Raw genomic sequence first — 23,167 nt, 5'->3', positions numbered from 1 at the left:
GCATGCACGCCTCCAACGCCCCCGACCACATCTTGAACGCCCGCGTGCCGCGCTGGCTGCTGCCCCGCACCTGGCCCGGCAGCGCCGGCCAGCCCGCCCTGGCCGACCTGCACCTGGCCCAGGGCCGCATCCAGGCCATGGTGCCGCACGACCCCGCGGGCCCCCTGCCTGCCGGCACCACCTGGGACCTGGCCGGCGCGCTGGTGCTGCCCGGCCTGGTGGACGCGCACACCCACCTGGACAAGGCCTTCACCCTGCCGCGCATGGGCACCGTCAAACCCGGCCTGCTGGGCGCCATCGAGGCCATGATGGTCGACCGCCAGGGCTGGACCGAGGCCGACATACGCCAGCGCGCCAGCCGCGCCCTGCAATGGGCCCACGAGGCCGGCACGGTGCAGGTGCGCACCCACTGCGACTGGTGGGAGCCCGAGGCCCAGCCCTTGGCCTGGCAGGTGCTGCGCGAGCTGGCGCAAGAATGGGCCGGCCGCATCACGCTGGAGCGCGTGGGCCTGATCCCCCTGCACCTGTACACAGAGCGTGCCACTGCCATGCAGCTGGCCGCCACCGTGGCCGCCAGCGGCCCCGGCGCGCTGCTGGGCGGCTTCGTGCACTCGACCAACTGGGACCCGCAGGCCCTGCGCCACCTGTTCGAAGCCGCGCAGCACCACGGCCTGGATGTGGACCTGCATGTGGACGAAGAGCTGCACCCCGGCGCCCTGGGCCTGGCCACCACGGCCGCGCTGCTCAAGGAGCTCCGCTTCGAAGGCCATGTGGTCTGCGGCCACACCTGCGCCCTGGCCGCGCAGGACGAGGCCACCGCCCTGGCCACGCTCGACGCCGTGGCGGCGAGCCCCATCACCCTGGTCACCTTGCCCATCACCAACCTGCTGCTGCAGGACGCCACCACCGGCCGTACGCCGCGCCAGCGCGGCCTGACCCTGGTGAAGGAGGCGCATGCGCGCGGCATACCGGTGCTGGTGGCAAGCGACAACGTGCAGGACCCGTTCTGCCCCGTGGGCAGCTTCGACCCGCTGGAGGCCCTGGCCACCGGCGTGCTGGCCGCGCAGCTCGATGCGCCGTTTGACCGCTGGTCCGAAGCGCTGTGCCGTGCCGACTGGCTGCGCCGCGGGCCCGACGCGCTGCCCCTGCAGCCCGGCAGCGCGGCAGACCTGATCGTCTTTCAGCAGGCCGACCGCTGGGGCTTTCCCTCGCGCACGCAGCCCCGCGTAGTGCTGCGCCAGGGCCGCGTCACCAGCGGCCACGCCAGCGCTGCATGGCACGTGGCGGATACCACCCCAACCCTTGCGGCCGGTGCCACGCCCGCCCCATCCACCCCCATCCCTGCACGGAGCCTTGCATGAGCGACAACGCACCCAACACCCCAGGCATCGCCCAGCCCCTGGCCCGCTACGCCGCCTGGCGCCGTGCGGGCGACCTGGTGTTCCTGTCCGGGATCATCGCCGTCGACCCTGCGGCAAGCCGCATCGTGCGCGGCTATGCCGACATCCCCGACGAGGCGGCCACGCTGATCGGCCGCACGGGCGAGTTCAGCAGCGACACCAAGGAAGGCCCCATCCTCGCGCAGAGCTGGTACGTGCTCGACCGCATCCGCCTGACCATCGAGGCCGCGGGCGGGCAGATGTCGGACGTGTTCAAGCTGGTGCAGTACTTCAAGAACCTGGACCACTTTCCCCAGTACAGCCGCGTGCGCAAGCTGTTCTTTCCGGGCGAGCCCCCGGCGTCCACCGTGGTCGAGGTCAGCGGCATGCTGCCCACGCCCGACATCCTGATCGAAGTCGAAGCCACGGCGTACCTGCCGCTGCGCTGACCCCTCGCCCCCACACCCTCCTCACGAAAGCCCACCCATGCTGCACGGCTACAACCCGCCCCACCGCTACCTGCCCTACCTGAGCTGGACCGAGATCGTCGACCTGCCGGACAAGGAGAACACCGTCATCGTGCTGCCCACAGGCGCCACCGAGCAGCACGGCCCGCACCTGCCCTGCGCGGTGGACACGGTGATCAGCGCCGGCGTGGTGGGCCATGCCCTGGCGCGCCTGCCGGCCGAGGTGCCGGCCTTTGCCATGGCGCCCATCACCTACGGCAAGTCGGAAGAGCACCTGCACTTCCCCGGCACCATCACCTTGAGCGGCGAAACCCTGCTGGCCACCATGAACGAGGTGGGCGAGTCGGTCTACCGCGCGGGCTTTCGCAAGCTGCTGTTCGTCAACGGTCACGGCGGCCAGCCGCAGGTGATGGAGATGTGCGCGCGCGAGCTGCGCCTGCGCCATGGCGACTTCATCGTGGTGCCCAGCTTCACCTGGCGCGTGCCGCACGTGGCGGGCAAATATTTGTCGGACAAGGAAAAGCGCCTGGCCATGCACGCCGGCCATGCCGAAACGGCGCTGATGCTGGCCCTGGCCCCCGACACCGTGCACATGGAGCGCGCGGTGGTGAACTACCCGCCCGTGTTCGACTCGCCCCTGCTCTCGCCCGACGGCCGCCCCGCCTGTGCCTGGAGCGCGCGCGACTTCGGGCCCAGCGGCATCATCGGCGACCCGCTGCCCGCCACGGCCGAGCAAGGCCACGCCATCCTCGATTCGCTGGCCGTGAGCTGGGCCGCCGCCATCACCGAGCTGCACAACCTGCAGTGGGCTGCCCGCCCCGAGCCCACCTGGGGCCGCGCCAACCACACGGGCCATGTGGAGAACTCCTCCGCTCTGGCCTGAAAACTGCGACGCAGCCGCACCCCTACACCCCTTTTCGCCACCTGTTTCGTCCCTTCTCCCCACCTAACGGAGTACTGCCATGATGAAGACCGCCCCCCGCCTTTCCAAACTTGGTGCAGCCGCCCTGCTCGCTGTTGGTGCCGTCGGCACCATGTCGGGCACTGCGCACGCGCAGGAAAAGTTCACCTACATGACCAACTGGTACGCGCAGGCCGAGCACGGCGGCTTCTACCAGGCGGTGGCCACGGGCCTGTACAAGAAGTACGGCCTGGACGTGAGCATCAAGATGGGTGGCCCGCAGGTCAACATCGTGCAGATGATGGCGGCCGGCCAGGCCGAGTGCGTGATGGGATCGAGCGACCTGCAGATGATCCAGATGCGCGAGGGCGGCGTGCCCGTGACCACGGTGGCAGCGGTGTTTCAGAAAGACCCGCAGGTGCTGATCGCCCATGACGACGTGAAGAAGTTCGAGGACCTGAAGGGTAAGACCATCCTGATCGCCTCGTCCGCCCAGCGCGGCTACTGGCCCTGGCTGAAGGCCAAGTACGGCTTCACCGATTCGCAGACGCGGCCCTACACCTTCAACATCCAGCCCTTCGTGGCCGACAAGAACACCGCCCAGCAGGGCTACCTGACGTCGGAGCCGTTTGCCATCGCCAAGGCCGGCGTGAAGGCCAACACACTGATGTTCAGCGACCAGGGCTACCCCGCCTACGCCACCACCGTGAGCTGCATGGACAAGACGCTCAAGGAGCGCAGCGCCGCCGTGGCCTCGTTCGTGAAGGCGTCGATGGAAGGCTGGAAGAGCTACCTGGCCGACCCCGCCCCCGGCAATGCCCTGATCAAGAAGGACAACCCCAACATGACCGACGAACAGCTGGCCTACAGCGTGGCCAAGCTCAAGGAGATGGGCATGGTGACGGGCGGTGACGCGGCCAGCATGGGCATCGGCACCATGACCGACGCACGCGCCAAGGCGAGCTATGACTTTCTGGTCGAGTCCAAGCTGATCGACCCCGCCAAGGTGAAGCTGGCCGACACGTACAGCACCAGCTTCGTCAAGGACCTCAAGGTTCTGCCCTAAGCCCACCCTGCCCTGAAACAGCGGCCCGGCCCCACGCGCAGCGGGGCGGGCCGCATCCATCGAAAGGCCACCCCATGCATTCCGCCGAGCCCACCCCTTCTGCCCCGACAACGGCCCACCGCCCCACGCCCGCCGTGCAGGTGCTGTCGGCCGAGAAGACCTACCCCAACGGCACGCAGGCCCTGCTGCCGGTGGACCTGACCATCGAAGAGGGCGAGTTCGTCACCCTGCTCGGCCCCTCGGGCTGCGGCAAGAGCACGCTGCTGAAGATGGTGGCCGGCCTGCTGGAGCCCACCGACGGCCGGCTGCAGCTGTGGCACAAGCCCGTGGCGCAGCTGGACGAAAGCGGCAAGAAGATGGCCTTCGTCTTCCAGTCACCCACGCTCATGCCCTGGGCCAGCGTGCAGACCAATGTGCGCCTGCCGCTGGACCTGGCCGGCGTGCCGCGCCAGGAGGCCGATGGCCGCGTGGCCGAGGCCCTGGCCCTGGTGGGCCTGTCGAAATTTGCCAGCGCGCTGCCGCGCGCCCTGTCGGGCGGCATGCAGATGCGCGTGTCCATCGCGCGCGGCCTGGTCACCCAGCCCGACCTGCTGCTGATGGACGAGCCCTTTGGCGCGCTCGACGAGATCACGCGCCACAAGCTCGACGCCGACCTGCTGGACCTGTGGCGCAAGAAGAAGCTCACGGTGATCTTCGTGACGCATTCGATCCACGAGGCGGTGTTTCTGTCGAGCCGCGTGGTGATGATGGCCGCGCGCCCCGGGCGTGTGGTCGAGCAGTTCACCATCGACGCGCCCTACCCGCGCACCGCCGACTTCATGGTGTCGCCCGAGTTCAGCCGCTACGCCAAGCAGTTGCAGGACAGCCTGCTGCGCGCCAGCGCCAGTACCGAAGACGTCGAGGAGACCGCAGCATGAGCACGCCCTACCCCACTGCACCTGCAGCGCCCATCGCGGCGCCCGCCACCACAGAGCGCAGCACACCCACGCGAGCCCCAGCCAAGCCCGCCAAGCCGCGCATTCCCCTCATGGCCCAGCCGCGCGTGCAGCGCGTGGTCTACCCGCTGCTGGTGGGTCTGGTGCTCATCGCGCTGTGGCAGGGCCTGGTCACGGCGCTGGAGCTGCCGCCCTACCTGGTGCCGTCGCCCCTGCTCATGCTCAAGACGCTGTTCACCGACTGGGCGGCCCTGGGCGGCTCGCTGTGGGTCACCGTCAAGATCACCGTGCTGGCCTTTGGCGTGGCCACCGTGGCCGGGGTGCTGATCTCGTTTCTGTTCGTGCAGAGCAAGCGCATCGAGACGGCCCTGTTCCCCTACGCCGTGCTGCTGCAGGTCACGCCCATCGTGGCCGTGGCGCCGCTGATCATCATCTGGGTGAAGGACCCGACCGCGTCGATGGTGATCTGCGCCGCGCTGGTGGCCCTGTTCCCCATCATCAGCAACACCACGCTGGGCCTGCGCAGCGTGGAGCCCGACCTGCAGAGCTACTTCCAGCTCAACCGCGCCACGCGCATGCAGACCCTGCTGCGCCTGCGCATACCGAGCGCGCTGCCCTACTTCTTCGGCGGGCTGCGCATCTCCAGCGGGCTGGCCCTCATCGGCGCCGTGGTGGCCGAGTTCGTGGCCGGCACCGGCGGCCAGGGCGCGGGTTTGGCGTACCAGATCCTGCAGGCAGGCTTTCAGCTCAATATACCGCGCATGTTCGCCGCGCTGCTGCTGATATCACTGACCGGGGTCGCACTCTTTGCCCTGATGGCCTGGGGCACCCGCTTAGCCCTGGGCAGCTGGCACGCCAGCGAAAACTCGCACGACTGACCCCGCCATTTGCACCGCACCCATTTTCGACACCGCGCACGCGCGGTGGGGGCTGCGCTTTGCCCACCACCACCGGCTGCACCGACAGGAGATACCCACATGACCACCACAACCACCGCCCACCAACTGCCCGAGCTGCTGCCCGGCCTGGACTGGATTGCCGACCCGCTGCGCGTGGGCCGCCTGTCGCAGGACTTTGCCTGGTTCAGCCCCGTGCTCAAGCGCGACCTGGCCGGCAAGCGCGGCGACATCGCCGTGCGCCCGCGCACCGAGGACGAGATCCGCCAGGTGGTGGCGGCCTGTGCCAAGGCGCAGATCCCCCTGACCGTGCGCGGCAGCGGCACCGGCAACTACGGGCAAAGCACGCCGCTGCATGGCGGGGTGATTTTGGACCTGTCGGGCTACAACGGCTTTGGCTGGGTGCGCGGCGGCGTGGGCCGGGCGCAGGCGGGCATACGCCTGTCGGAGTTCGACGCGCAGGCCAAGCCCCAGGGGCAGGAGCTGCGCTGGCTGCCCTCCACCTACCGAAGCGCCACGCTGGGCGGGCTGTTTGGCGGCGGCTTTGGCGGAGCCGGGTCTATCAACCACGGCCCGCTGGCCGCGCCCGGCAACGTGCTGGCGGTGCGCGCCATGACGGTGGAGCCCGAGCCCCAGGTCATCGAGCTGCGCGGCCCCGAGGCCATGCTGCTGCACCACACCTACGGCACCAACGGCATCGTGCTGGAGCTGGAGGTGGCGCTGACCCCCACCGTGGCGTGGACGGAGTGCATCGTCACCTTCACCGAATTCGACGCCGCGCTGGAGTTTGCCGACCGCTTCGGCGCCGCGCCGGGGCTGGAGAAAAAAGAGGTGTGCTTTCTGGCAGCACCCATCCCCGACTACTTCACCAGCCTGGCTGAGCACCTGCCCACGGGCTGCCATGCGGTCATGCTGCTGGTGGCCCCGCATTCGGAAGATGGCATGCGCGACATGGCCGCCAAACATGGCGGCAGCGTCAGCTACCGCAAGACCGCCGACGAGGTGGACAAGAGCCACAAGACCCTGCTCGAATACACCTGGAACCACACCACCCTGCACGCCCTGAAGGTGGACAAGTCGCTCACCTACATCCAGAGCGGCTTCACCCCCGCCACGCGCATCGAGCAGGTCAAGGCGCTGGAAAAGGCCCTGGGCGGCGAGGTGATGATGCACCTGGAGTTTCTGCGCACCAAGGAAGGCGCCTTCAACTGCAGCGGGCTGCAGATCATCCGCTACAGCACCGAAGAGCGCCTGAACCAGATCATGCAGATCTACCGCGACCACGGCGTGCAGATCAACAACCCGCACGTGTACATCGTGGAAGACGGCAAGCAGAACAACCTGGACCCTGCCGTGGTCAGCACCAAGCAGCGCTTCGACCCGCAAGGCTTGCTCAACCCCGGCAAGCTGCGCAGCTGGGTTCCGCCGGTAGCCAAGGCTGCGTAACACCCGCTGCACAGGCCGCAGGCAGGTGCAAAGGCATAATCAGCTATTCATTTAATAGCAGCTCCCATCCATGTCCTGGCACGCGCGCCTGCAGCTCGACTACACCGTTGAAGGCCCCACCACCCGCACCGTGGCGCGCTACCAGCACGACGGGCCGCTGCGCATCCTGCAAAGCCTGTACCCCGAGGGCGACGGCATCTGCCACAACGTGCTGGTGCACCCGCCCGGCGGCCTGGTGGGCGGCGACACGCTGGACATCACGGCCACCGTGGGCCCGGGCGCGCACGGCCTGGTCACCACGCCGGGGGCCACGCGCTTTTACCGCTCCACCGGCCCGCTGGCGCTGCAGCGCAGCCACCTCACGCTGGCCGAAGGCGCGCGCCTGGAATGGCTGCCGCTGGAAGCCCTGTGCTACAGCGCCTGCAATGCCGAGAACCACCTCACCCTGAACCTGGCCCCTGGCGCCGAATGCATGGGCTGGGACGTCACCGCCCTGGGCCTGCCCCATGCCGACCAGCCCTTCGTGCAGGGCCGCTTCGTGCAGCACCTCACCGTGCCCGGCCTGTGGCTGGAGCGCGGCGTGATCGACGCGGCCGACGAGCGCCTGCTGCAAAGCCCCCTCGGCCTGGCCGGACAGCGCTGCATGGCCAGCATGTTCTTTGCCGCCGGCACCGCGCTGGACCGCAACCGGCGCGATGCGGCGCTGGACGCGGCGCGCGCGGTGATGGATGCACACCCGACACTGACCGCCACCGCAGGCGCCACCAGCCCCAACGCGCAGATGGTGGTGGTGCGCGTGCTGGCGCCGCAGGTGGAGCCGGCAATGCAGTTGCTCAAGGCCGTGCGCATGGCGTGGAGGAAAGAGATGTGGGCACTGCAGGGCGAGGCACCGCGCATCTGGGCGATGTAAGCCGGTGCTGGTGCGGGGCGCGCTGTGAATGCGCCTCATCGCCTGCGACACACGCAGTGGACTGACTGCCAAAGCTGACCAAGCAAGGTGCTGCTGTCCTACTATGCAGTGGGCGGGTCAAATCTCTAATGGAGATTCATGGCGTTATGCCATGCCATGACTGGAGATATCCCATGAAGAGCCTATCCTCTCGCTTCACCGCATCGACCCTGCCCCGCCCGGCGCTGCAGGCGCGCCAGGCCGATTCAGGCGCCGCACGTTAAGCACGGCGGCTGAATATGAAAAACGACGCGTCCCTCGCTGCAGCACCCCCATCCGGATCCAAGCCTTTGCAAAGCGTGCGAACGCCTACCGCAGTGAAGTGGGGGGCTGCAGTGGCCATCGCCCTGTTCTTTGCGTTCATCGCCTTCTACTACTTTGGTCCCCGAAGCGATGACCGAGAGGGTGCTGCAGCCAGACCCGTCGGGGGCGACAAGGTTCAGGCGCCGCTTGCTCCAAGTTCTGCTCCCAGGTCTGCACCCGGCGCTGCCGCCGTTACCAACTGACCGTTTGGCGGGCAGCGCGCAAAGCGGCTTGCATGCTTGCCTGGCCCCTGCATTGCCAATGCCCCGGAGCCTTCGCAAACGCCTTACGTCATCCACCCCGCGTCGCGCCCGCACGTCCGATAACGGCGCAGCGAGCGCGGTGGACGCATCCCTAGTCGGGCAAGGGCAGCCCTGATCGCGGCTTCACCTCTTCCAGGCACACGCTGGATTTGACGAAGTTGACGCCTGGAAACGCCACCAGGCGTTCGGTGAGGAATACGTTGAGCCCCTCCAGATCCTGTGCGATGACCTTGAGCACGTAGTCGACGTCGCCAGTGACCGAATGGCACTCGAGCACCTCGGGCATGCCTGCCAGGGTCTGCCGAAAGAGCTTGAGGTCGCGCATGTGCCCCCGCTCCATTCCGATGTGCACAAAGGCCGTCACCGTCAAGCCCAGCGCGGCAGGGCGAAGGCGTGCCTCGTACCGGGCGATCACTCCGCCCTCTTCCAACCGATGGTGGCGCCGGCTGCACTGCGCTGGCGACAGCCCTATCGCCTCGGCCAGCTCAAGGTTGGACATGCGCCCGTGCTCTTGCAGCAGGGCCAGGATGCGCACGTCGATGCGGTCGAGTTTGAGCATATGCAACAGGTTCTCACTTATGCGTTAAATCGTACAACAATTCCTCATTTTGCAAACGCGCGGAAGCGAAAACGCAAACCCGTTCCCTGCCAATACGAGAACAATTTGATCGTTGTTCGCAACAAAAAACTCTTGCGTCGCCTATCGGCGCAATGTGCTTTCTCTGCAATTTCTCCCCATTGGTGGAACCAACGATCATGAAACGCATACCCGAGCCCTTTCGCATCAAGACCATTGAGCGCATCGCCATGACCACGCGCGAGCACCGCGAACAGGCGCTGCTGCACGCAGGGCTCAACCCCTTTTTGCTGCGCAGCGACGACGTGTACATCGACCTGCTCACCGACAGCGGCAGCGGCGCCATGAGCGACCGCCAGTGGAGCGCCATGATGGCGGCCGACGAGGCGTATGCCGGCAGCCGCAGCTACTACCGGCTGGTGGACACCATCGACAAGGTCTTCGGCTACCCGTACCTGGTGCCCGCGCACCAGGGGCGCGGGGCGGAGCAGTTGCTCTACCCCGAGCTGGTGAAGCGGCGCGGCTCCCAACGGCCGGTGTTTCTGTCGAACTTCCACTTCGACACCACCAAGGTGCACATCGAGCTGGCCGGGGCGCGCGCCCTGAACGCGCTCAACAGGGAAGCGCTGGACACCCGGCAGTACCACGAGTGGAAGGGCAACTTCGACCTGGCCGAGCTGGCCCGTCTGATCGACAGCGAGGGCGCCGGCAACGTTGCAGCCATCGTGGCCACGGTGACCTGCAACACCACCGGCGGCCAGCCCGTGGCGCTGGGCAACCTGCGGGCCGCATCGCACATGGCGCGGCAGGCGGGCATTCCGGTGGTGATCGACGCGACCCGCTTTGCCGAAAACGCCTGGTTCATACGGCAACGCGAGGCGGAATACGCGCAGCACAGCATCCCCGAAATCGTGCGCGAGATGATGGCCTGCGCCGACATCGCGGTCATGTCATCCAAGAAGGACGGGCTGGTCAACATCGGCGGGTTCTGCGCGTTTCGCGACGACCAGGACCTGTTCCGCGCCGTGCAGGAGCGCTGCGTGGTGAGCGAAGGCTTCATCACCTACGGCGGCCTGGCGGGCCGCGACATGGAGGCACTCGCCGTGGGTCTGGAAGAGGCGATGGACCCGGACTACCTGGCCTACCGCATCGGGCAGGTGGCGTACCTGGGCGAGCGACTGCGGGCAGAGGGCGTGCCCATCCAGTACCCCACCGGGGGGCATGCCGTGTTCGTGGATGCCGCCGCGCTGCTGCCGCACATACCCTCCGGACAGTTTCCCGCGCATGCACTGGCGTGTGAGCTGTACATCGAGTCCGGCGTGCGGGCAGTGGAAATCGGGTCGCTGCTGCTGGGGCGCGACCCGCTCACCGGCAAGCAGGAAAAAGCCCCGCTCGAATCGATGCGGCTGACCATCCCGCGCAGGGTCTATACCAACGACCACATGGACTATGTGGCAGACGCACTGGCCACGGTGGCCCGGCGCGCGCACGCAATCCGAGGGATGGACTTCACCTACGAGCCTGAGCTGCTGCGCAACTTCACCGCACGGTTTCGCTGGGCGCCTGAGAGCACAGGCTGAGGCTCGCTGCAACGCAGCAGCAGGCTGGTGAAGGCTGCAGGCCGCAAGCCCGTGCCGGCCTGGTGGGATGGCGTTAATCTTGCTGCTCGGATTGCACCCACCGTGCCCCTGTGCCGGGCACAACATCCATCCGACGAGCGTATGCAAGTACGCCACGGGTTGATCACATCCTTTTGTTCAAGACCGTCTTTTTCAAAGCCCAGGCCCCCACACCATGCCAATACAACCCAGCGCCGCCACGCGGTATTTCTCGGGCACGTACGCTGAAGCCCGTGCCAAGTTCCTCGAGGCGGCCGCCCAGAGCGGCGCGGCCGTCGAATCCTTTGTGCACCCGGAGCACCGCGGTGCACTGGGCGAAGAGCTGGCCACCGACGTGGCGCTGATCGGCGCGATGGATGCAAAGAAGATCCTGCTCGTCACCTCGGGCACGCACGGGCCCGAGGGCTTTTGCGGGTCGGGCACGCAGGTGGCCACGCTCAACGATGATGATTTGCTCGCACGGCTGCAGCAGGCTGGCGTGGCGCTGCTGCTGGTGCATGCGGTCAACCCGCACGGGTTTTCGCACCTGCACCGCACGAACGAAGACAACATTGACCTGAACCGTAACCACATCGACTTCAACGCGCCGCTGCCGGTGAACGCGGCGTATGCCGAGGTCGAGCCGCTGATGCTGCCCGCCACCTGGCCGCCCACGCCCGCCGACGACGCGGCCGTGGACGCCTACATTGCCCGGCACGGCCTGCCCGCGTTTCGCAATGCCGTGTTCAAGGGCCAGTACACCTCGCCCGACGGCTTGTTCTACGGCGGCACCGCGCCGTCGTGGAGCAACAAGACCATCCGCTCCATCCTGCGCAAGTACGCGGCAGCCGCCACGCACCTGGGCTGGATCGACGTGCACACGGGCCTGGGCCCCTACGGCCACGGCGAGAAGATCTACCCCGGCCGCAACACGCCAGAAGACCTGGCGCTGGCGCAATCCTGGTGGGGCGCCGACGTGTTCTCGCCCTTCTCCGGCGACTCTGCCTCCGCAGACGTATCGGGCCCGGTGGTCACCACCGCCTTCGACGAATGCCCCAACGCCCGCATCGCGCCCATGGGCCTGGAGTTCGGCACCCTGCCCGAGGCAGACATGCTGCTGCGCCTGCGCGCAGACACCTGGCTGCGCAGCCACCCCGACGCGCCGGCCGCGCAGCAGCGCGAGATACGCACCCAGTTGCGCGATGCGTTCTACTGTGACAACGAGGAGTGGAAGGGCATGGTGCTGGGGCAGACGCGGGTGGTGCTGCTGCAGACGCTGCAGGGGTTGCGGAACGGTTGATGAGGGGCTGGGGCCCAGGCGCGCTGGATTGCAGTTGAAGTACGGCATTCCCGGACCGATTCCCCGCCTTCGCACATGTCAGTGCAGTTCTGGTGACTTGGCGGGAGAGGGTTTATGCTTTAGTGGGGATGCGTCGCGATATGGGCGATCCAGGGAGAGTTCACATGCTGAACCCATGCCCCGAATAACACCTATAGTTCAAAAATGGAAGCCAATGAAGCTGCTCGATCGCACACGTTCAAGGTCAACCATATTGCTATTGTTGAATCGCTTGCAACCAGCGAATTTCTGACCGGCTGCGAGCTGGCAGGGTATCTCCGCGGACAGCTTGAAGACTCGAAAACGCCGATCACTGTTTCGTACTCCGAAGTGGCGACACCCGATGACTTTCGAGCGGTTGTTGCGAGTCTTGCGACGCGTGCTGAGTATGAAGGCCTGCGTCCAATCCTGCATGTAGAGGCACACGGTGAAGACAATTTCGGGCTTCACTTTCGTAGTGGAAAAATTCACTGGCGGGAAATCTGTGACGCGTTAATTCCTTTAAACCAGGCTAGTGACTTTAACCTGCTGCTGTCAGTATCAGCATGCTTTGGCGTGAACTTCATCTCTGGAGTAACGCTGAGTAGAGGAGCCCCCTGCTATGCATTGCTAGCAGGCTGAAGAAATACTGTTGTCGGATCGGAAATTTGTTCGATTCGAGGGTGCCTTACCCCTTGCCAGCGTCAGAAAATTCGCTTGTAGCGCGTTCTACGAGGTCGAAGATTTTTGGGAAACGCTCGCCGGGAGGTATTTCTTCAGCCTGCTAGGGCCTTCGCAGGACCTGTCGGGTAGCGATCTACTAAACAGATTTCGGATTTTCTATCGGGAAGTGATCCACTCACAGAACTTGGATTTGGCATTGACCACGATGAATCAAGATCAGCTTGAGCAAGGACACATGGTGTTTCTTCTTGCGGAGAATTGGTTCGAAGATCTGATGCTGGAATATCTCAGAAACGCGACACATACGAAGGAACTGAAGGCTGCAGCCATGCGCATGTATGTCAAGGCGAAGGGAGCCGGAGCTGCGTCTACGCTCACCGATATAAAAAGGCACTTGTTGAAGAATAGACCGCTGCTCGCCCGAAACTACTATGCCGAATTTTTCATGGTCGAGCATGTACCGGAAAATGCACAGCGCTTCGCCGCGCTCTTGCATGCCATGGAAATGACAATAGCTGCGGATAGTAGCGATGTGCCACTGAGCAGATTCAGCCGGTGATCTGTATTGCGCCAGGCGACAACTTCTCGCTCAACAGGTTGGCGGTGTAGCGCAGCCGATCAATATCCGCATCCTTCTGCACCCCCCGGCTGAAGCAGCACAGCGTGCCATAAACCTGGCCATCGGAGAGGCGCACAGGGGTGCTCAGATGGGTGCCGATGTCGAACCCAGGGTCGGGCGCCTGGCCTGCCTTGACGACGGGGACGGCGTCGTCGATCTTTTCTGGCAGGCGGCCTTCAACCACATACTGGCACCAGCTTTCTTCGGCTGGGTCGGACATGCCGGCCACGACTGGAGCGAAATCGGGCGCACTGTCCACCGCCTTGAAGGTGCGGCGACCGTCTGCAATCTGCGAGACGAAAGCCACGTCCATGCCCAGGCGCTTGCGCAGCAGTTTCAGCACCGCCGACACCACCTCGGGAAGTTCGTGGTCGGCGGAGTCGCTGGTGGCGACCAGCATTTCAGAAATGGTGACGTCCAGGTCGTCGGGGTGGTAGTCGAACATATGCATACCTGCCAGTCTAAACCGCGACCGAGCAGACTGCCGTAAGCGAACGTCTGTTGCGTATCGAATCACACGCGACCCGAAGATGGCGCTGAGCGACGAGAGAAGAAGGTTGGGTTGCCCGCCTACCGCTCCTGGTTCGCGAGCCTGCCCATACCGGGCAGGCCGTCATCACTGCGGCATCACATCGTTGTCGCCGCCACCGCAGGCACCTTCAACAACCCATCACCCTTGAACATCGCCCGAATCCCGCGCACAGCCTGGCGGATACGGGCCTCGTTCTCGATGAGCGCAAACCGCACGTATTCGTCGCCCTGGTCCCCAAAGCCGATGCCGGGGGATACGCAAACCTTGGCCTTGTCGAGCAGTTGGCGCGCGAATTCGAGCGAGCCCAGGGCGCGGTAGGGCTCGGGGATGCGGGCCCAGATGTACATGCTGGCCTTGGGGCAGTCCACGGCCCAGCCGGATTCCGTCAAGCCCTTGTACAGCACGTCGCGGCGGCGCTGGTACTGGGCGGCGATGTCTTTCACGCACTGCTGGTCGCCCTCGAGCGCAGCGATGGCCGCGACCTGCAGGGGGGTGAAGGTGCCGTAGTCGTGGTAGCTCTTGATGCGGGCGAGCGCGGCCACGAGGTCGGGGTTGCCGACCATGAAGCCCACGCGCCAGCCGGCCATGTTGTAGCTTTTGGAGAGGGTGAAGAACTCCACCGCCACGTCCTTGGCGCCGGGCACTTCCATGATGCTGGGGGCGCGGTAACCGTCGTACACGATGTCGGCGTAGGCCAGGTCGTGCACCACGAGGATGTCGTGCTTTTTGGCCAAGGCGATGACGCGCTCGAAGAACGACAGCTCCACGCACTGCGCGGTGGGGTTGCTCGGGAAGCCGAAGATCATCATCTTGGGCTTGGGGTAGCTGCCGCGGATGGCCTTTTCGAGCTCGGCAAAAAAGTCGACATCGGGCGCCACGGGCACGCTGCGGATGTCGGCCCCGGCGATGACGGCGCCGTAGATGTGGATGGGATAGCTCGGGTCGGGCACGAGCACGGTGTCGCCCCGGTCCAGCGTGGCCAGCATGAGGTGGGCCAGCCCTTCCTTGGAGCCGATGGTGACGATGGCCTCGGTGTCGGGGTCGATGTCCACCGCATAGCGGTCCTTGTACCAGTGGCTGATGGCGCGGCGCAGGCGGGGGATGCCCTTGCTGGCGGAGTAGCCGTGGGTGTCGGGCCGCTGGGCCACCTCGGTGAGCTTGGCCACGATGTGCGGCGGGGTGGCGCCATCGGGGTTGCCCATGCTCATGTCGATGATGTCCTCGCCACGGCGGCGGGCGGCGAGTTTCAGCTCGGCCGTGATGTTGAAGACGTAGGGGGGAAGGCGATCAATGCGCGCAAAGCGGCGCTTGCCCTGAGATGCAGACATGCTGGTGAACTTTCACGTAAGCGCCCGGAACCGTCCGAGCGACGTGGCTGGCAGAAAGGCCGGCCCGCATTCAATGTACATCAAACGCGGTGTTCATTCCTCAAATTGCGGCGGTGCCGCAGCGCCGCTACGCTCAGGCGTTCAGGCCTGCGCTGGCGCGTGTGGTGGCCTTTTCGCTCGACATGGACCACGCAAAGATGCCCACGCCGCAGATGCCCAGCACCACGCCGACCCAGCCGGTGGAGGTCCACCCCAGGCCGGCCGCAATGGACATGCCGCCCAGCCAGGCGCCGAGCGCGTTGGCGGCGTTGAAGGCCGAGTGGTTGAGCGCGGCAGCCAGGGTCTGCGCATGGCCCGCCACGTCCATCAGGCGGATCTGCAGTGCCGGGCCGATGGCGACCAGCGTGCCCAGGAAGAAGGTGGAGAGCGCAGCCGTGACGGGATGGTGGGCTGCAGGCACGGACAGCGCCAGCACCACGATGGACCACAGCAGCACCTTGCCCACGGTGGGCATGAGGGCCTTGTCGGCCATGCGCGAGCCGACGATGTTGCCCACCACCATGCCCAGGCCGAACAGCGCGAGCACGAAGGGCATGAGCGCGGGCGGCATGCCGGCCACTTCGAGCAGGGTGGGCTTGATGTAGCTGAACACAGCGAACATGCCGCCAAAGCCGATGGCGCCAATGCCCAGGGTGAACCACACTTGCTTGCGCGCTAGGGCACCCAGCTCGCGCAGCGGGCTGGCGCCGTGCGATGCGGGCATGTCGGGCACCCACAGGCGCACCATGACCACGGCGGCCACGGCGATCAGCCCCACGAAGACGAAGGCCGCACGCCAGCCGAAATGCTCGCCCAGCGCGGCGGCAATGGGCACGCCCACCAGCGTGGCGGTGGTCAGCCCCAGCATGACCCAGCCCACGGCGCGCGCGCGGCGCCCCGGGGGTGCTAGCGCAGCTGCCACGAGGGCCGCCACGCCGAAGTAGGTGCCGTGCGGCAGGCCGGTGAACAGGCGCATCGCGCTGAGCAAGCCGTAGCCCGGTGCCAGGGCCGATGCGAAGTTGCCCAGCGCATACACCACCATCAGCGCCATCAGCAGCGCGCGGCGGCCCCAGTTGGCGCACAGCACGGCCAGCACGGGCGCGCCCACCACCACGCCCAGGGCATACGCGCTGATGACGTGGCCGGCCTGCGGAATGCTCACGTTGATGTCGCGCGCCACCTCGGGCAGCAGGCCCATGATGACGAATTCACCCGTGCCGATGGAAAAGCCGCCGACCCCCAGGGCCAGCACGGCGCGCACCAGGGTGCGGTCGTCGGTAGGGGTGTGGGCGATGGGCGACGACGTGGGGGACAGGGGCGCGGTCATGGCGGCAGCAGCAACGGCAATAGGGCGACGCAGCGCCGGCCATGGGCAAGGCGGCGCAGGTGAAGCACGGGGTGGGGAAGAAACGGAGTTACGGGGGTAAACCCGATTTCTGTAACCATAGCACGCCCCGCGCTGCGCTGCAGGGGCGGGGATATCTGTAACCTTGGTGAACAGGCCTCGCCAGCGGGGCTGCTACGCTGGGGTCTTCGTTTCCAACCGGACCAGCGAATGAGCACACCACCCAGCACCGCAGACGAGCTTGCCGACACCGTGAAGGTGCTGGCGTTCGACATCTTTGGCACCGTGGTGGATTGGCACGGCTCCATCGTGCGCGAGATGCAGGCGCTGTACCCGGCCGTGGATGGGGATGCCTTTGCGATTGCCTGGCGCAGTGGTTACCAGCCGGCCATGGCGCGCGTGATGCGTGGCGAGCAGGGGTGGACGCGCATCGACGAGCTGCACCGCATGATTCTGGACGAGATACTGCCGCGCTTTGGCCTGAGCCACCTGACCGAGGCCGAGCGCTGGCACCTGAACCGCGTGTGGCACCGGCTGGACCCGTGGGCCGACAGCGTGGCCGCGCTCACGCGGCTGAAAACCAGGTTCACCATCACCACGCTGTCGAACGGCAATATCGGCCTGCTGACGAACATGGCCAAGCGCGCGGGACTGCCGTGGGATTGCATTTTGAGCGCCGAGGTGTTCCGCGCTTACAAGCCCAGCCCCGACACCTACCTGGGCGTGGCGCGCACCTTTGACCTGGAGCCGGCGCAGGTGGCGCTGGTGGCGGCGCACCACGACGATCTGGCGGCGGCACGCGGCTGTGGCCTGCGCACCATGTATGTGGAGCGGCCGCTGGAGTTCGGGGCGGCGCACCCCAAGGACATTTCGGCACAGGCCGGGAACGATCTGCACAGCACCCGCCTGACCGACCTCGCAACCCAATTGGGCTGCTGACGCCCCTACCGCCCCTACCGCGCCGCCACCAGCAGCTGCACGAACATCTGCACCTTGGCATGGCACTCGGGGCTGATGGAGGTGAACTCCAGGCCCGCCAGCCACTGGCCACCTTCGGGCTTCAAGGTGATGACGCGGGCGTAGACGTCGGTGGCGTGGTATTCGACCAGGGTCAAATCGAATTCGAGCTTGAGCTCGCTGTGCAGGGCCAGCTCTTCGGTCAGCTCCACCAGCAGGCCGTGGTAGCCGATGTCGCGGATGGCCGCGTGCACGATCTGCGGCACGATGATCTTGTCCTGTATGCGTTGGCACAGGCAGGGCAGGCGCGTGTCCACGCGGTGGCTGCGACGAAACTCCTGGCGCGGCACCTTGAGCTTGCGCGAGGGGATGGCCACCAGCTCGCGCAGGCCCACGGGCTGCTGGCGCCCCTTGACGTAGACCTGCATGGGGGCCGACGCCGACACCAGCCCCCAGCAGCGCTGGTAGGTGGCCTCGCTGATGAGCACCTGGCCGCGCAGGCTGAAGGCCTCGATGCGCGAGGCGAGGTTGACCTCTTCGCCGATGACGGTGTACTCGGAGTACACGTCCGAGCCGAAGCGCCCGGCCATCACCGTGCCGGTGTTCACGCCGATGCCCAGGAAGACCTCGGGCAGGCGCTCGCGCATGTGGGCCAGGTTCAGGTCGCGCATGGCCATCTGCATCTCTACCGCGCACATCAGGGCGCGGTCCACATCATCCTCGCGCGCCACCGGGGCGCCGAAGAGCACCATGATGGAGTCGCCCATGAACTTGTCGATGGCGCCGCCGTGCTTGAAGACCACCTCGCTGAGCATGGCGAGGCACCGGTTGAGCGCAGGGATCACCACGCCCGCAGGCAGCGATGCCGACAGCGCCGTGAAGCCGCGCAGGTCGGCCAGCAGGATGGTGACCTCGCGCGGGGCCACCGACAGGCTTTCATTGAGCACGCCATCAGGCCCCTCGCTGCCGCGCAGGATGGCGGCCATCTCGGCCGTGGCCGACTCACTCAGCGTGGCGCCGGTTTCGCGGGCAATCAGCGCCTGCAGGCGGCGCAGGGCATCGTGGTTGAATTCTTTGTGCATGGGCGGCGGCGCAAGGGTTCCAATGAGAAGGGCCGGGGCCATGGAGGCGCCCGCCAGCCAGAATAGGGGCGCGCCGGGCCATTGGTCAAGCCGCCCGCGGGAAAACGACCAGGAAAAACAACCAGCGAGTGGGCGCGGCGGGCCTGGCACAGCAGCTCGTGCGCGTGCGCGTGCGCGTGCGCACTGTGCGGGCATTCAAATTGCCAAAGCCCCTGTCGGGTCGTCCACCCACTGCCGCTGCACGCAGTGGAAGGCGGCACGCGCGGGGTCGTAGTCCCAGCGCGCCGCCCAGCGCAGCACCTTGTCGGGGTCGTGCGCGTCGGCCTCGTGGCTCAGGATGACCAGGCTGTTGGGGTAGCCATGGCGCAGGCGGTGCGATACGGCCGTGCCGGCCTGGCTGACCCACAGGCCGGGCAGCGGTTGCAGCAGGCCGGCGGCGTGGGCATGGCCCGACAGCAGCATCTGCGCACCGGCGTCGCGCCAGCGCAGCAGGGCCTCTTCGGCGCGCGCGGGCCGGTGTTCCTTGTCCTGCGCATTGCGCGCGGTGAGCGGGTGGTGGGCGACGACGATGCGCCAGGGCTCTTCGTAGGCCTCGGCCAGCTGTTTCTCAACCCGCGCAATCTGCGCGCTGGAGAGGCTGCCGCGCTCGTGGCGCCAGGGGCGCGTGGTGTTCACGCCGACGACGAAGAAACGGCCCAGTTGGCGCACGGGCTCCAGGTCCTTGCCGAACTCGTGCTCGAAGCGCTTGTAGGCCCGGCCCCAGCGCAGCCACCAGGCGAACAGCGGCAGATCATGGTTGCCGGGCAGCACCACCGTGGCGCCGGCATCGAGCCCACGGATGAAGCTGGCCGCCTGCGCGAACTGGGGGGCGGTGGCGCGCTGCGTGACGTCGCCCGACACCACCACCACCGACACCCCGAGCTGGCGCGCCAGGGCCTGCACCGCCCGGCAGACGACGGGCTCGTGCGCGCCGAAGTGCAGGTCGGACAGGTGCATCAGAACGGACATGGGGCGTAGGGTACAGGCGCTGCAGCAGATCAGGAAGCCGCCAAGGCTGCCGCTGCGCCCAGCGCAGGCAGGGGGACGACAGCGGGAGCAGCGGGTTCGACGGCCACCTGCTCATGCTGCGAAGCGGCATCGCCATCCCGGTCGAGCGTGGTGCGCGTGACCAGCCACAGGGGTTGGTCGTGTACCCGAAAGCGCAGCGGCGGAGCCATCCATTCGCGCTCGCCGTCGAAGGCCACCTTGACCTGGGCGGGGCGCCAGCTGGCGGGCGCCACGGTCATCTCGGCGCAGGCGATGCTGGTCACGGCGCTGTCGCGCGCCAGTTGGCCGGTGGCGGCGTGCCACACTGTGCGGGCCACGGCCCAGCGGTCCTGCGGCTGCAGCAGCACGACACCGAGCTGCCCGCCATCGGCCACGGATTGGGCCTGCTCCAGCCCCATGCGGTCCAGCTGCAAAGGGTTGTTGCCGACGAACAGGGTGGTGACCAGATGCTCCTCCTGCTGGGCCTGGGCACCTTCGTGCGTGCGCATGATCACGCGCCAGCGCCGCCCGCCGGCGGGGCGGAACATGCTCCACACTGCCGACAGGATGGCCACCATGCGCGAGCGGCCAAAGCGTTTGGAGGCCATCTCGCGCTCGGCCAGCAGGCGCGGGTACAGGCCCACGGCGGCGTTCACCACGAACATGCGGTCGTTGACGAAGCCCACCTGCACCGGGCGCATGTCGCCGCGCTCCATGGCGTGCAGCATGTCCTGCACAGCCACCTCGGGGTCGAGCGCCAGGCCATGCTCGCGGCTGAAGTAGTTGAACGTGCCCATGGGTATCACGCCCATGGGCACCGCCTCGCGCAGGGCCGCCGCAGCGACTGCGTTGATGGTGCCGTCGCCCCCGGCGGCCACGACCAGCCCGCCATCGGCCTGCGCATCGCGCACGGCCTTGTAAGCCAGGTCGACGATGTCGCCACGCTCATCGGGCACATGCCACACCACGTCGTGCGCATGGGCGGCAAAGGCCCCTTCGAGCTTGGCGCGGACCAGGTCGAAATCAGCACCCGGGCGCTTGGGCACCACGAGGTGGATGCGCCCATGGGGGTGGACGGCAGGGGGGCGAGGGGCAGTGGTCATGGATGAAAGGCAGGCTCCGATAACACGGCATGGCGCCGCTGCACCCATGGTGCCCTGGCCACCGGCGCGCCACTGTCAGCCACGGCGCTGTGAAGCTGTCGGCGCCTTGTCCTACATTCACGCCCGGCGCGAAGGGGTGATGCGCGCTGCGGTACAACAGGCAGCATCAACCCGACACCCACCTACAACTGCTGCTGTTGCCAACCGATCCCATGCAAGCCACCGCCATCGGCACCCAGATCTCCAACCACCCTCTGGGCTGGTGGCTGGCCGGCCTGGTGCTGGCCAGCCTGGCCGGGCCCCTGGCCCTGTGGGGCCTGCGCACCGTGCGCCAGCGCGGCGGGCCGCTGCTGCAGCGCACGTTGCCCGTGGCCATCGACCCGCGCTGGGCCCTGCTGGCGGGCATGCTGGGCGCTGCCTGCGCCATGGTGCTGGCCGGGAGCGTGATCGCCGAGCTGGCCGAGAGCGGCAGCGAGCAGGGCGGCGACTGGGGCGCCGTTGACGACGCCATTGCCAACGCCCTGCGCCTGCATGCCGCCACCGGGGTGCTGCGTTTCTTTGCCGCCCTCACCCACCTGGGCGACACCGCCGTGCTCACCGCGCTCACGGCCCTGGTGGCCGCCGGCCTGTGGTGGCGCGGCCACCGGCTGCTGGCCACAGGCTGGCTGGCGGCCCTGGCGGGCAATGGGGCGCTGACGCGCATTTTGAAAAGCATTTTTGAACGCGCCCGGCCCGAGCACCTGCACCATGGCGTGGCGCAGGCCGATGGCTACAGCTTTCCCAGCGGGCACAGCAGCGCCTCGATGGTGGCCTACACCCTGCTGGCCTACTTGGCCACGCGCCTGCTGCCGCCGCGCTGGCATGTGCCCTGTGTGGTGCTGGCGGGCATGCTGGTCTTCACCACCGGCTGGAGCCGCATGGTGCTGCAGGTGCACTACGCCAGCGACGTGCTGGCCGGCTGGCTTCTGGGCGGCACCTGGATGGTGTGCACGGTGCTGGTGATCGAGAGCGTGGCGCGCTGGCGGCACCGGGGGGATGTGGTCTGCACGACCGCAGCCTGATCAAATGGCCACCAGGTTGCGGATGCCCTTGGCCTCCATCTCGCTGCCCGGGCCGCGCGCGATGACCTCGCCGCGCTCCATCACGAGGTACTGGTCGGCCAGCTCCTGCGCGAAGTCGTAGTACTGCTCGCACAGCAGGATGGCCATCTCGCCCTTGTCGGCGAGCATGCGGATGACACGGCCGATGTCCTTGATGATGCTCGGCTGGATGCCTTCGGTGGGCTCGTCCAGGATCAACAGGCGTGGCCCCGGTGCGAGGGCGCGCGCAATGGCCAGTTGCTGCTGCTGCCCGCCCGAGAGGTCGCCGCCACGGCGGCGCAGCATCTGCTTGAGCACCGGAAACAGCTCGTACAGGTGCGGCGGCACGGGGGTGGAGCCGCTCTTGTAGGCCAGGCCCATGCGCAGGTTCTCTTCCACCGTGAGGCGACCGAAGATCTCGCGGCCCTGCGGCACGAAGCCGATGCCGGCGCGGGCGCGGTCGTAGGGGGTGGCCTTGTCGATGGGTTTGCCGTCGAAGCTGATGGCGCCGCTCTTGATGGGGACCAGGCCCATGAGGCTTTTGAGCAGGGTGGTCTTGCCGACGCCGTTGCGGCCGAGCAGGACGGTGACCTTGCCGGGTTCGGCGGTGAGGCTCACGTCGCGCAGGATGTGGGAGCCGCCGTAGTACTGGTTGATGTTTTGGACGGTGAGCATGTTGGTTGGCCTATGTCGGGTGCCTATGGTTACTTCTGCTCTTGTGCAGAGGGCGGAGGCCGGGTCTCGGCCCGGCGGCCGAGGTACTTGTTCTTTGCTTCGCCAAAGAAAAGTACCCAAAAGAAAGGCGACCCCGCTGCCCGTGTCCCCACTCGCCCGGTGGGCGAGTGGGGCAGCCTGCGATGCTCGGTCCTGGGGTGCGCCGAAGAACTCCCTGCGCTGCCTCTGCGAGGCAGCTCCGGTCAAACAGCTTCGGCGAGCCAGACAACGATGCGCGTGTCCTTCGGCACGCGCTCACCCCAGGCCCTGCGCTTCTCGGCACGGTCAGAAGGGGGTGGGAACGGGCTCCACTCGGGCCATCGCTTCGCTCGGCCCCGTGGCCCTTCGCTGCGCTCGGCTCGCCAGGGTGATGGCGCCAGTTTCGTCGGCAGCGCGCAGCGCGTAACCGACACCCGGCGTTGCTGCGAAAGCAGCAGCCGAGCGGTACCCGCTCCCCACCCCTGCTGGCTGCGCCGAGAAGCGCAGGGCGTGGGGTGGGTGCGTGTGCCGCAGGACACACGCACTTCGTGATCTGGCTTGCCGCAGCTGTTTGAACGGAGT

The 23,167-nt window shown here is 67.1% G+C and carries 22 protein-coding genes; 14 read left to right on the top strand and 8 right to left on the bottom strand.

From position 1 onward, the window contains the following. The first annotated feature begins 2 nt into the window (after positions 1 to 2). From ACSQ3Y_RS08175 to ACSQ3Y_RS08140, 8 genes are all read left to right on the top strand, one after another. Entirely contained in the window at positions 3 to 1,361 is a 1,359-nt protein-coding gene (locus ACSQ3Y_RS08175) for an amidohydrolase family protein (protein ID WP_436176940.1), read from the top strand. Beyond that, positions 1,358 to 1,828, top strand: coding sequence for a RidA family protein (locus tag ACSQ3Y_RS08170; RefSeq protein WP_428002269.1), 471 nt, complete (start codon positions 1,358 to 1,360; stop codon positions 1,826 to 1,828). Before ACSQ3Y_RS08175 ends, ACSQ3Y_RS08170 begins: the two co-directional genes overlap by 4 nt. A gap of 37 nt (positions 1,829 to 1,865) precedes the next feature. Further along, a complete protein-coding gene (locus tag ACSQ3Y_RS08165) occupies positions 1,866 to 2,729 on the top strand; it encodes a creatininase family protein (RefSeq protein ID WP_436176939.1) in 864 nt (287 codons plus the stop codon). Between the two features lie 79 nt (positions 2,730 to 2,808). Beyond that, the gene (locus tag ACSQ3Y_RS08160; protein ID WP_057264877.1) at positions 2,809 to 3,813 is read left to right on the top strand and encodes an ABC transporter substrate-binding protein; all 1,005 of its coding nucleotides are present in this window, start codon (positions 2,809 to 2,811) and stop codon (positions 3,811 to 3,813) included. A gap of 74 nt (positions 3,814 to 3,887) precedes the next feature. Then, positions 3,888 to 4,730 (top strand): ABC transporter ATP-binding protein, encoded by an 843-nt coding sequence (locus ACSQ3Y_RS08155; protein WP_436176938.1) that lies wholly within the window; start codon positions 3,888 to 3,890, stop codon positions 4,728 to 4,730. Then, positions 4,727 to 5,626, top strand: coding sequence for an ABC transporter permease (locus tag ACSQ3Y_RS08150; RefSeq protein ID WP_436176937.1), 900 nt, complete (start codon positions 4,727 to 4,729; stop codon positions 5,624 to 5,626). Before ACSQ3Y_RS08155 ends, ACSQ3Y_RS08150 begins: the two co-directional genes overlap by 4 nt. A 99-nt stretch (positions 5,627 to 5,725) precedes the next feature. Then, a complete protein-coding gene (locus ACSQ3Y_RS08145; RefSeq protein WP_436176936.1) occupies positions 5,726 to 7,090 on the top strand; it encodes an FAD-binding oxidoreductase in 1,365 nt (454 codons plus the stop codon). Between the two features lie 70 nt (positions 7,091 to 7,160). Beyond that, the gene (locus tag ACSQ3Y_RS08140; RefSeq protein ID WP_436176935.1) at positions 7,161 to 8,000 is read left to right on the top strand and encodes an urease accessory protein UreD; all 840 of its coding nucleotides are present in this window, start codon (positions 7,161 to 7,163) and stop codon (positions 7,998 to 8,000) included. 696 nt (positions 8,001 to 8,696) lie between these two features. Here the strand turns inward: ACSQ3Y_RS08140 and ACSQ3Y_RS08135 are convergent. After that, the gene (locus ACSQ3Y_RS08135; RefSeq protein WP_436176934.1) at positions 8,697 to 9,164 is read right to left on the bottom strand and encodes an Lrp/AsnC family transcriptional regulator; all 468 of its coding nucleotides are present in this window, start codon (positions 9,162 to 9,164) and stop codon (positions 8,697 to 8,699) included. 197 nt (positions 9,165 to 9,361) lie between these two features. Here ACSQ3Y_RS08135 and ACSQ3Y_RS08130 point away from each other — a divergent pair, with 197 nt between their 5' ends. The 4 genes from ACSQ3Y_RS08130 (at position 9,362) to ACSQ3Y_RS08115 (ending at position 13,341) form a co-directional block, all read left to right on the top strand. After that, positions 9,362 to 10,762, top strand: a complete 1,401-nt coding sequence (locus ACSQ3Y_RS08130; RefSeq protein ID WP_436176933.1) for a tryptophanase — start codon at positions 9,362 to 9,364, stop codon at positions 10,760 to 10,762. Between the two features lie 214 nt (positions 10,763 to 10,976). After that, positions 10,977 to 12,080, top strand: a complete 1,104-nt coding sequence (locus ACSQ3Y_RS08125; RefSeq protein ID WP_436176932.1) for a M14 family metallopeptidase — start codon at positions 10,977 to 10,979, stop codon at positions 12,078 to 12,080. 204 nt (positions 12,081 to 12,284) lie between these two features. Further along, positions 12,285 to 12,740 (top strand): hypothetical protein, encoded by a 456-nt coding sequence (locus ACSQ3Y_RS08120; RefSeq protein ID WP_436176931.1) that lies wholly within the window; start codon positions 12,285 to 12,287, stop codon positions 12,738 to 12,740. A 10-nt stretch (positions 12,741 to 12,750) separates the two neighbouring features. Then, positions 12,751 to 13,341, top strand: a complete 591-nt coding sequence (locus tag ACSQ3Y_RS08115; RefSeq protein ID WP_436176930.1) for a hypothetical protein — start codon at positions 12,751 to 12,753, stop codon at positions 13,339 to 13,341. Here ACSQ3Y_RS08115 and ACSQ3Y_RS08110 read toward each other — a convergent pair. The 3 genes from ACSQ3Y_RS08110 to ACSQ3Y_RS08100 all read right to left on the bottom strand — a co-directional run bounded on the left by ACSQ3Y_RS08110 (position 13,331) and on the right by ACSQ3Y_RS08100 (position 16,627). After that, a complete protein-coding gene (locus tag ACSQ3Y_RS08110) occupies positions 13,331 to 13,846 on the bottom strand; it encodes a GAF domain-containing protein (protein WP_436176929.1) in 516 nt (171 codons plus the stop codon). The two genes, ACSQ3Y_RS08115 and ACSQ3Y_RS08110, sit on opposite strands and share 11 nt — an antisense overlap. 182 nt (positions 13,847 to 14,028) lie before the next feature. After that, the gene (gene alaC / locus ACSQ3Y_RS08105) at positions 14,029 to 15,261 is read right to left on the bottom strand and encodes an alanine transaminase (protein WP_436176928.1); all 1,233 of its coding nucleotides are present in this window, start codon (positions 15,259 to 15,261) and stop codon (positions 14,029 to 14,031) included. Positions 15,262 to 15,394: 133 nt separating this feature from the next. Further along, on the bottom strand, positions 15,395 to 16,627 hold the full coding sequence (locus ACSQ3Y_RS08100; protein WP_436176927.1) for an MFS transporter: 1,233 nt from the start codon (positions 16,625 to 16,627) through the stop codon (positions 15,395 to 15,397). A gap of 228 nt (positions 16,628 to 16,855) precedes the next feature. Between ACSQ3Y_RS08100 and ACSQ3Y_RS08095 the strand changes: the two genes are divergently transcribed. Next, entirely contained in the window at positions 16,856 to 17,584 is a 729-nt protein-coding gene (locus tag ACSQ3Y_RS08095) for a haloacid dehalogenase type II (protein WP_436176926.1), read from the top strand. Between the two features lie 14 nt (positions 17,585 to 17,598). Here ACSQ3Y_RS08095 and ACSQ3Y_RS08090 read toward each other — a convergent pair whose 3' ends face one another. The 3 genes from ACSQ3Y_RS08090 to ACSQ3Y_RS08080 all read right to left on the bottom strand — a co-directional run bounded on the left by ACSQ3Y_RS08090 (position 17,599) and on the right by ACSQ3Y_RS08080 (position 20,813). Further along, positions 17,599 to 18,684 (bottom strand): adenylate/guanylate cyclase domain-containing protein, encoded by a 1,086-nt coding sequence (locus tag ACSQ3Y_RS08090; RefSeq protein ID WP_436176925.1) that lies wholly within the window; start codon positions 18,682 to 18,684, stop codon positions 17,599 to 17,601. 195 nt (positions 18,685 to 18,879) lie between these two features. Next, on the bottom strand, positions 18,880 to 19,692 hold the full coding sequence (locus tag ACSQ3Y_RS08085) for a metallophosphoesterase family protein (RefSeq protein WP_436176924.1): 813 nt from the start codon (positions 19,690 to 19,692) through the stop codon (positions 18,880 to 18,882). 29 nt (positions 19,693 to 19,721) lie between these two features. Then, complete coding sequence (locus tag ACSQ3Y_RS08080; RefSeq protein WP_436176923.1) at positions 19,722 to 20,813, bottom strand: diacylglycerol/lipid kinase family protein; 1,092 nt, start codon at positions 20,811 to 20,813, stop codon at positions 19,722 to 19,724. Between the two features lie 212 nt (positions 20,814 to 21,025). Between ACSQ3Y_RS08080 and ACSQ3Y_RS08075 the strand changes: the two genes are divergently transcribed. After that, positions 21,026 to 21,874: a phosphatase PAP2 family protein gene (locus ACSQ3Y_RS08075; RefSeq protein ID WP_436176922.1), complete on the top strand. Its 849-nt coding sequence runs from the start codon at positions 21,026 to 21,028 to the stop codon at positions 21,872 to 21,874. On the opposite strand, the gene urtE is transcribed toward ACSQ3Y_RS08075, so the two are convergent. Continuing rightward, a complete protein-coding gene (gene urtE, locus ACSQ3Y_RS08070; RefSeq protein WP_057201484.1) occupies positions 21,875 to 22,567 on the bottom strand; it encodes an urea ABC transporter ATP-binding subunit UrtE in 693 nt (230 codons plus the stop codon). Positions 22,568 to 23,167: the final 600 nt, after the last annotated feature.

This window comes from Acidovorax sp. LjRoot66 (genome assembly GCF_964253305.1).
In the GTDB taxonomy this organism is placed as follows: domain Bacteria; phylum Pseudomonadota; class Gammaproteobacteria; order Burkholderiales; family Burkholderiaceae_C; genus Acidovorax.
This window is presented reverse-complemented; position numbering and strand designations above follow the sequence as displayed.

Bases quoted from the DNA above. Each gene is read 5' to 3' on its own strand.
- ACSQ3Y_RS08175 (WP_436176940.1), top strand. From the start codon at position 3: ATGCACGCCTCCAACGCCCCCGACCACATCTTGAACGCCCGCGTGCCG.
- ACSQ3Y_RS08125 (WP_436176932.1), top strand. From the start codon at position 10,977: ATGCCAATACAACCCAGCGCCGCCACGCGGTATTTCTCGGGCACGTAC.
- ACSQ3Y_RS08135 (WP_436176934.1), bottom strand. From the start codon at position 9,164: ATGCTCAAACTCGACCGCATCGACGTGCGCATCCTGGCCCTGCTGCAA.
- ACSQ3Y_RS08170 (WP_428002269.1), top strand. From the start codon at position 1,358: ATGAGCGACAACGCACCCAACACCCCAGGCATCGCCCAGCCCCTGGCC.
- ACSQ3Y_RS08160 (WP_057264877.1), top strand. From the start codon at position 2,809: ATGATGAAGACCGCCCCCCGCCTTTCCAAACTTGGTGCAGCCGCCCTG.
- alaC (WP_436176928.1), bottom strand. From the start codon at position 15,261: ATGTCTGCATCTCAGGGCAAGCGCCGCTTTGCGCGCATTGATCGCCTT.
- ACSQ3Y_RS08140 (WP_436176935.1), top strand. From the start codon at position 7,161: ATGTCCTGGCACGCGCGCCTGCAGCTCGACTACACCGTTGAAGGCCCC.
- ACSQ3Y_RS08110 (WP_436176929.1), bottom strand. From the start codon at position 13,846: ATGTTCGACTACCACCCCGACGACCTGGACGTCACCATTTCTGAAATG.
- ACSQ3Y_RS08120 (WP_436176931.1), top strand. From the start codon at position 12,285: ATGGAAGCCAATGAAGCTGCTCGATCGCACACGTTCAAGGTCAACCAT.
- ACSQ3Y_RS08150 (WP_436176937.1), top strand. From the start codon at position 4,727: ATGAGCACGCCCTACCCCACTGCACCTGCAGCGCCCATCGCGGCGCCC.
- ACSQ3Y_RS08145 (WP_436176936.1), top strand. From the start codon at position 5,726: ATGACCACCACAACCACCGCCCACCAACTGCCCGAGCTGCTGCCCGGC.
- ACSQ3Y_RS08075 (WP_436176922.1), top strand. From the start codon at position 21,026: ATGCAAGCCACCGCCATCGGCACCCAGATCTCCAACCACCCTCTGGGC.
- ACSQ3Y_RS08090 (WP_436176925.1), bottom strand. From the start codon at position 18,684: ATGCACAAAGAATTCAACCACGATGCCCTGCGCCGCCTGCAGGCGCTG.
- ACSQ3Y_RS08095 (WP_436176926.1), top strand. From the start codon at position 16,856: ATGAGCACACCACCCAGCACCGCAGACGAGCTTGCCGACACCGTGAAG.
- ACSQ3Y_RS08155 (WP_436176938.1), top strand. From the start codon at position 3,888: ATGCATTCCGCCGAGCCCACCCCTTCTGCCCCGACAACGGCCCACCGC.
- urtE (WP_057201484.1), bottom strand. From the start codon at position 22,567: ATGCTCACCGTCCAAAACATCAACCAGTACTACGGCGGCTCCCACATC.
- ACSQ3Y_RS08085 (WP_436176924.1), bottom strand. From the start codon at position 19,692: ATGTCCGTTCTGATGCACCTGTCCGACCTGCACTTCGGCGCGCACGAG.
- ACSQ3Y_RS08080 (WP_436176923.1), bottom strand. From the start codon at position 20,813: ATGACCACTGCCCCTCGCCCCCCTGCCGTCCACCCCCATGGGCGCATC.
- ACSQ3Y_RS08130 (WP_436176933.1), top strand. From the start codon at position 9,362: ATGAAACGCATACCCGAGCCCTTTCGCATCAAGACCATTGAGCGCATC.
- ACSQ3Y_RS08100 (WP_436176927.1), bottom strand. From the start codon at position 16,627: ATGACCGCGCCCCTGTCCCCCACGTCGTCGCCCATCGCCCACACCCCT.
- ACSQ3Y_RS08165 (WP_436176939.1), top strand. From the start codon at position 1,866: ATGCTGCACGGCTACAACCCGCCCCACCGCTACCTGCCCTACCTGAGC.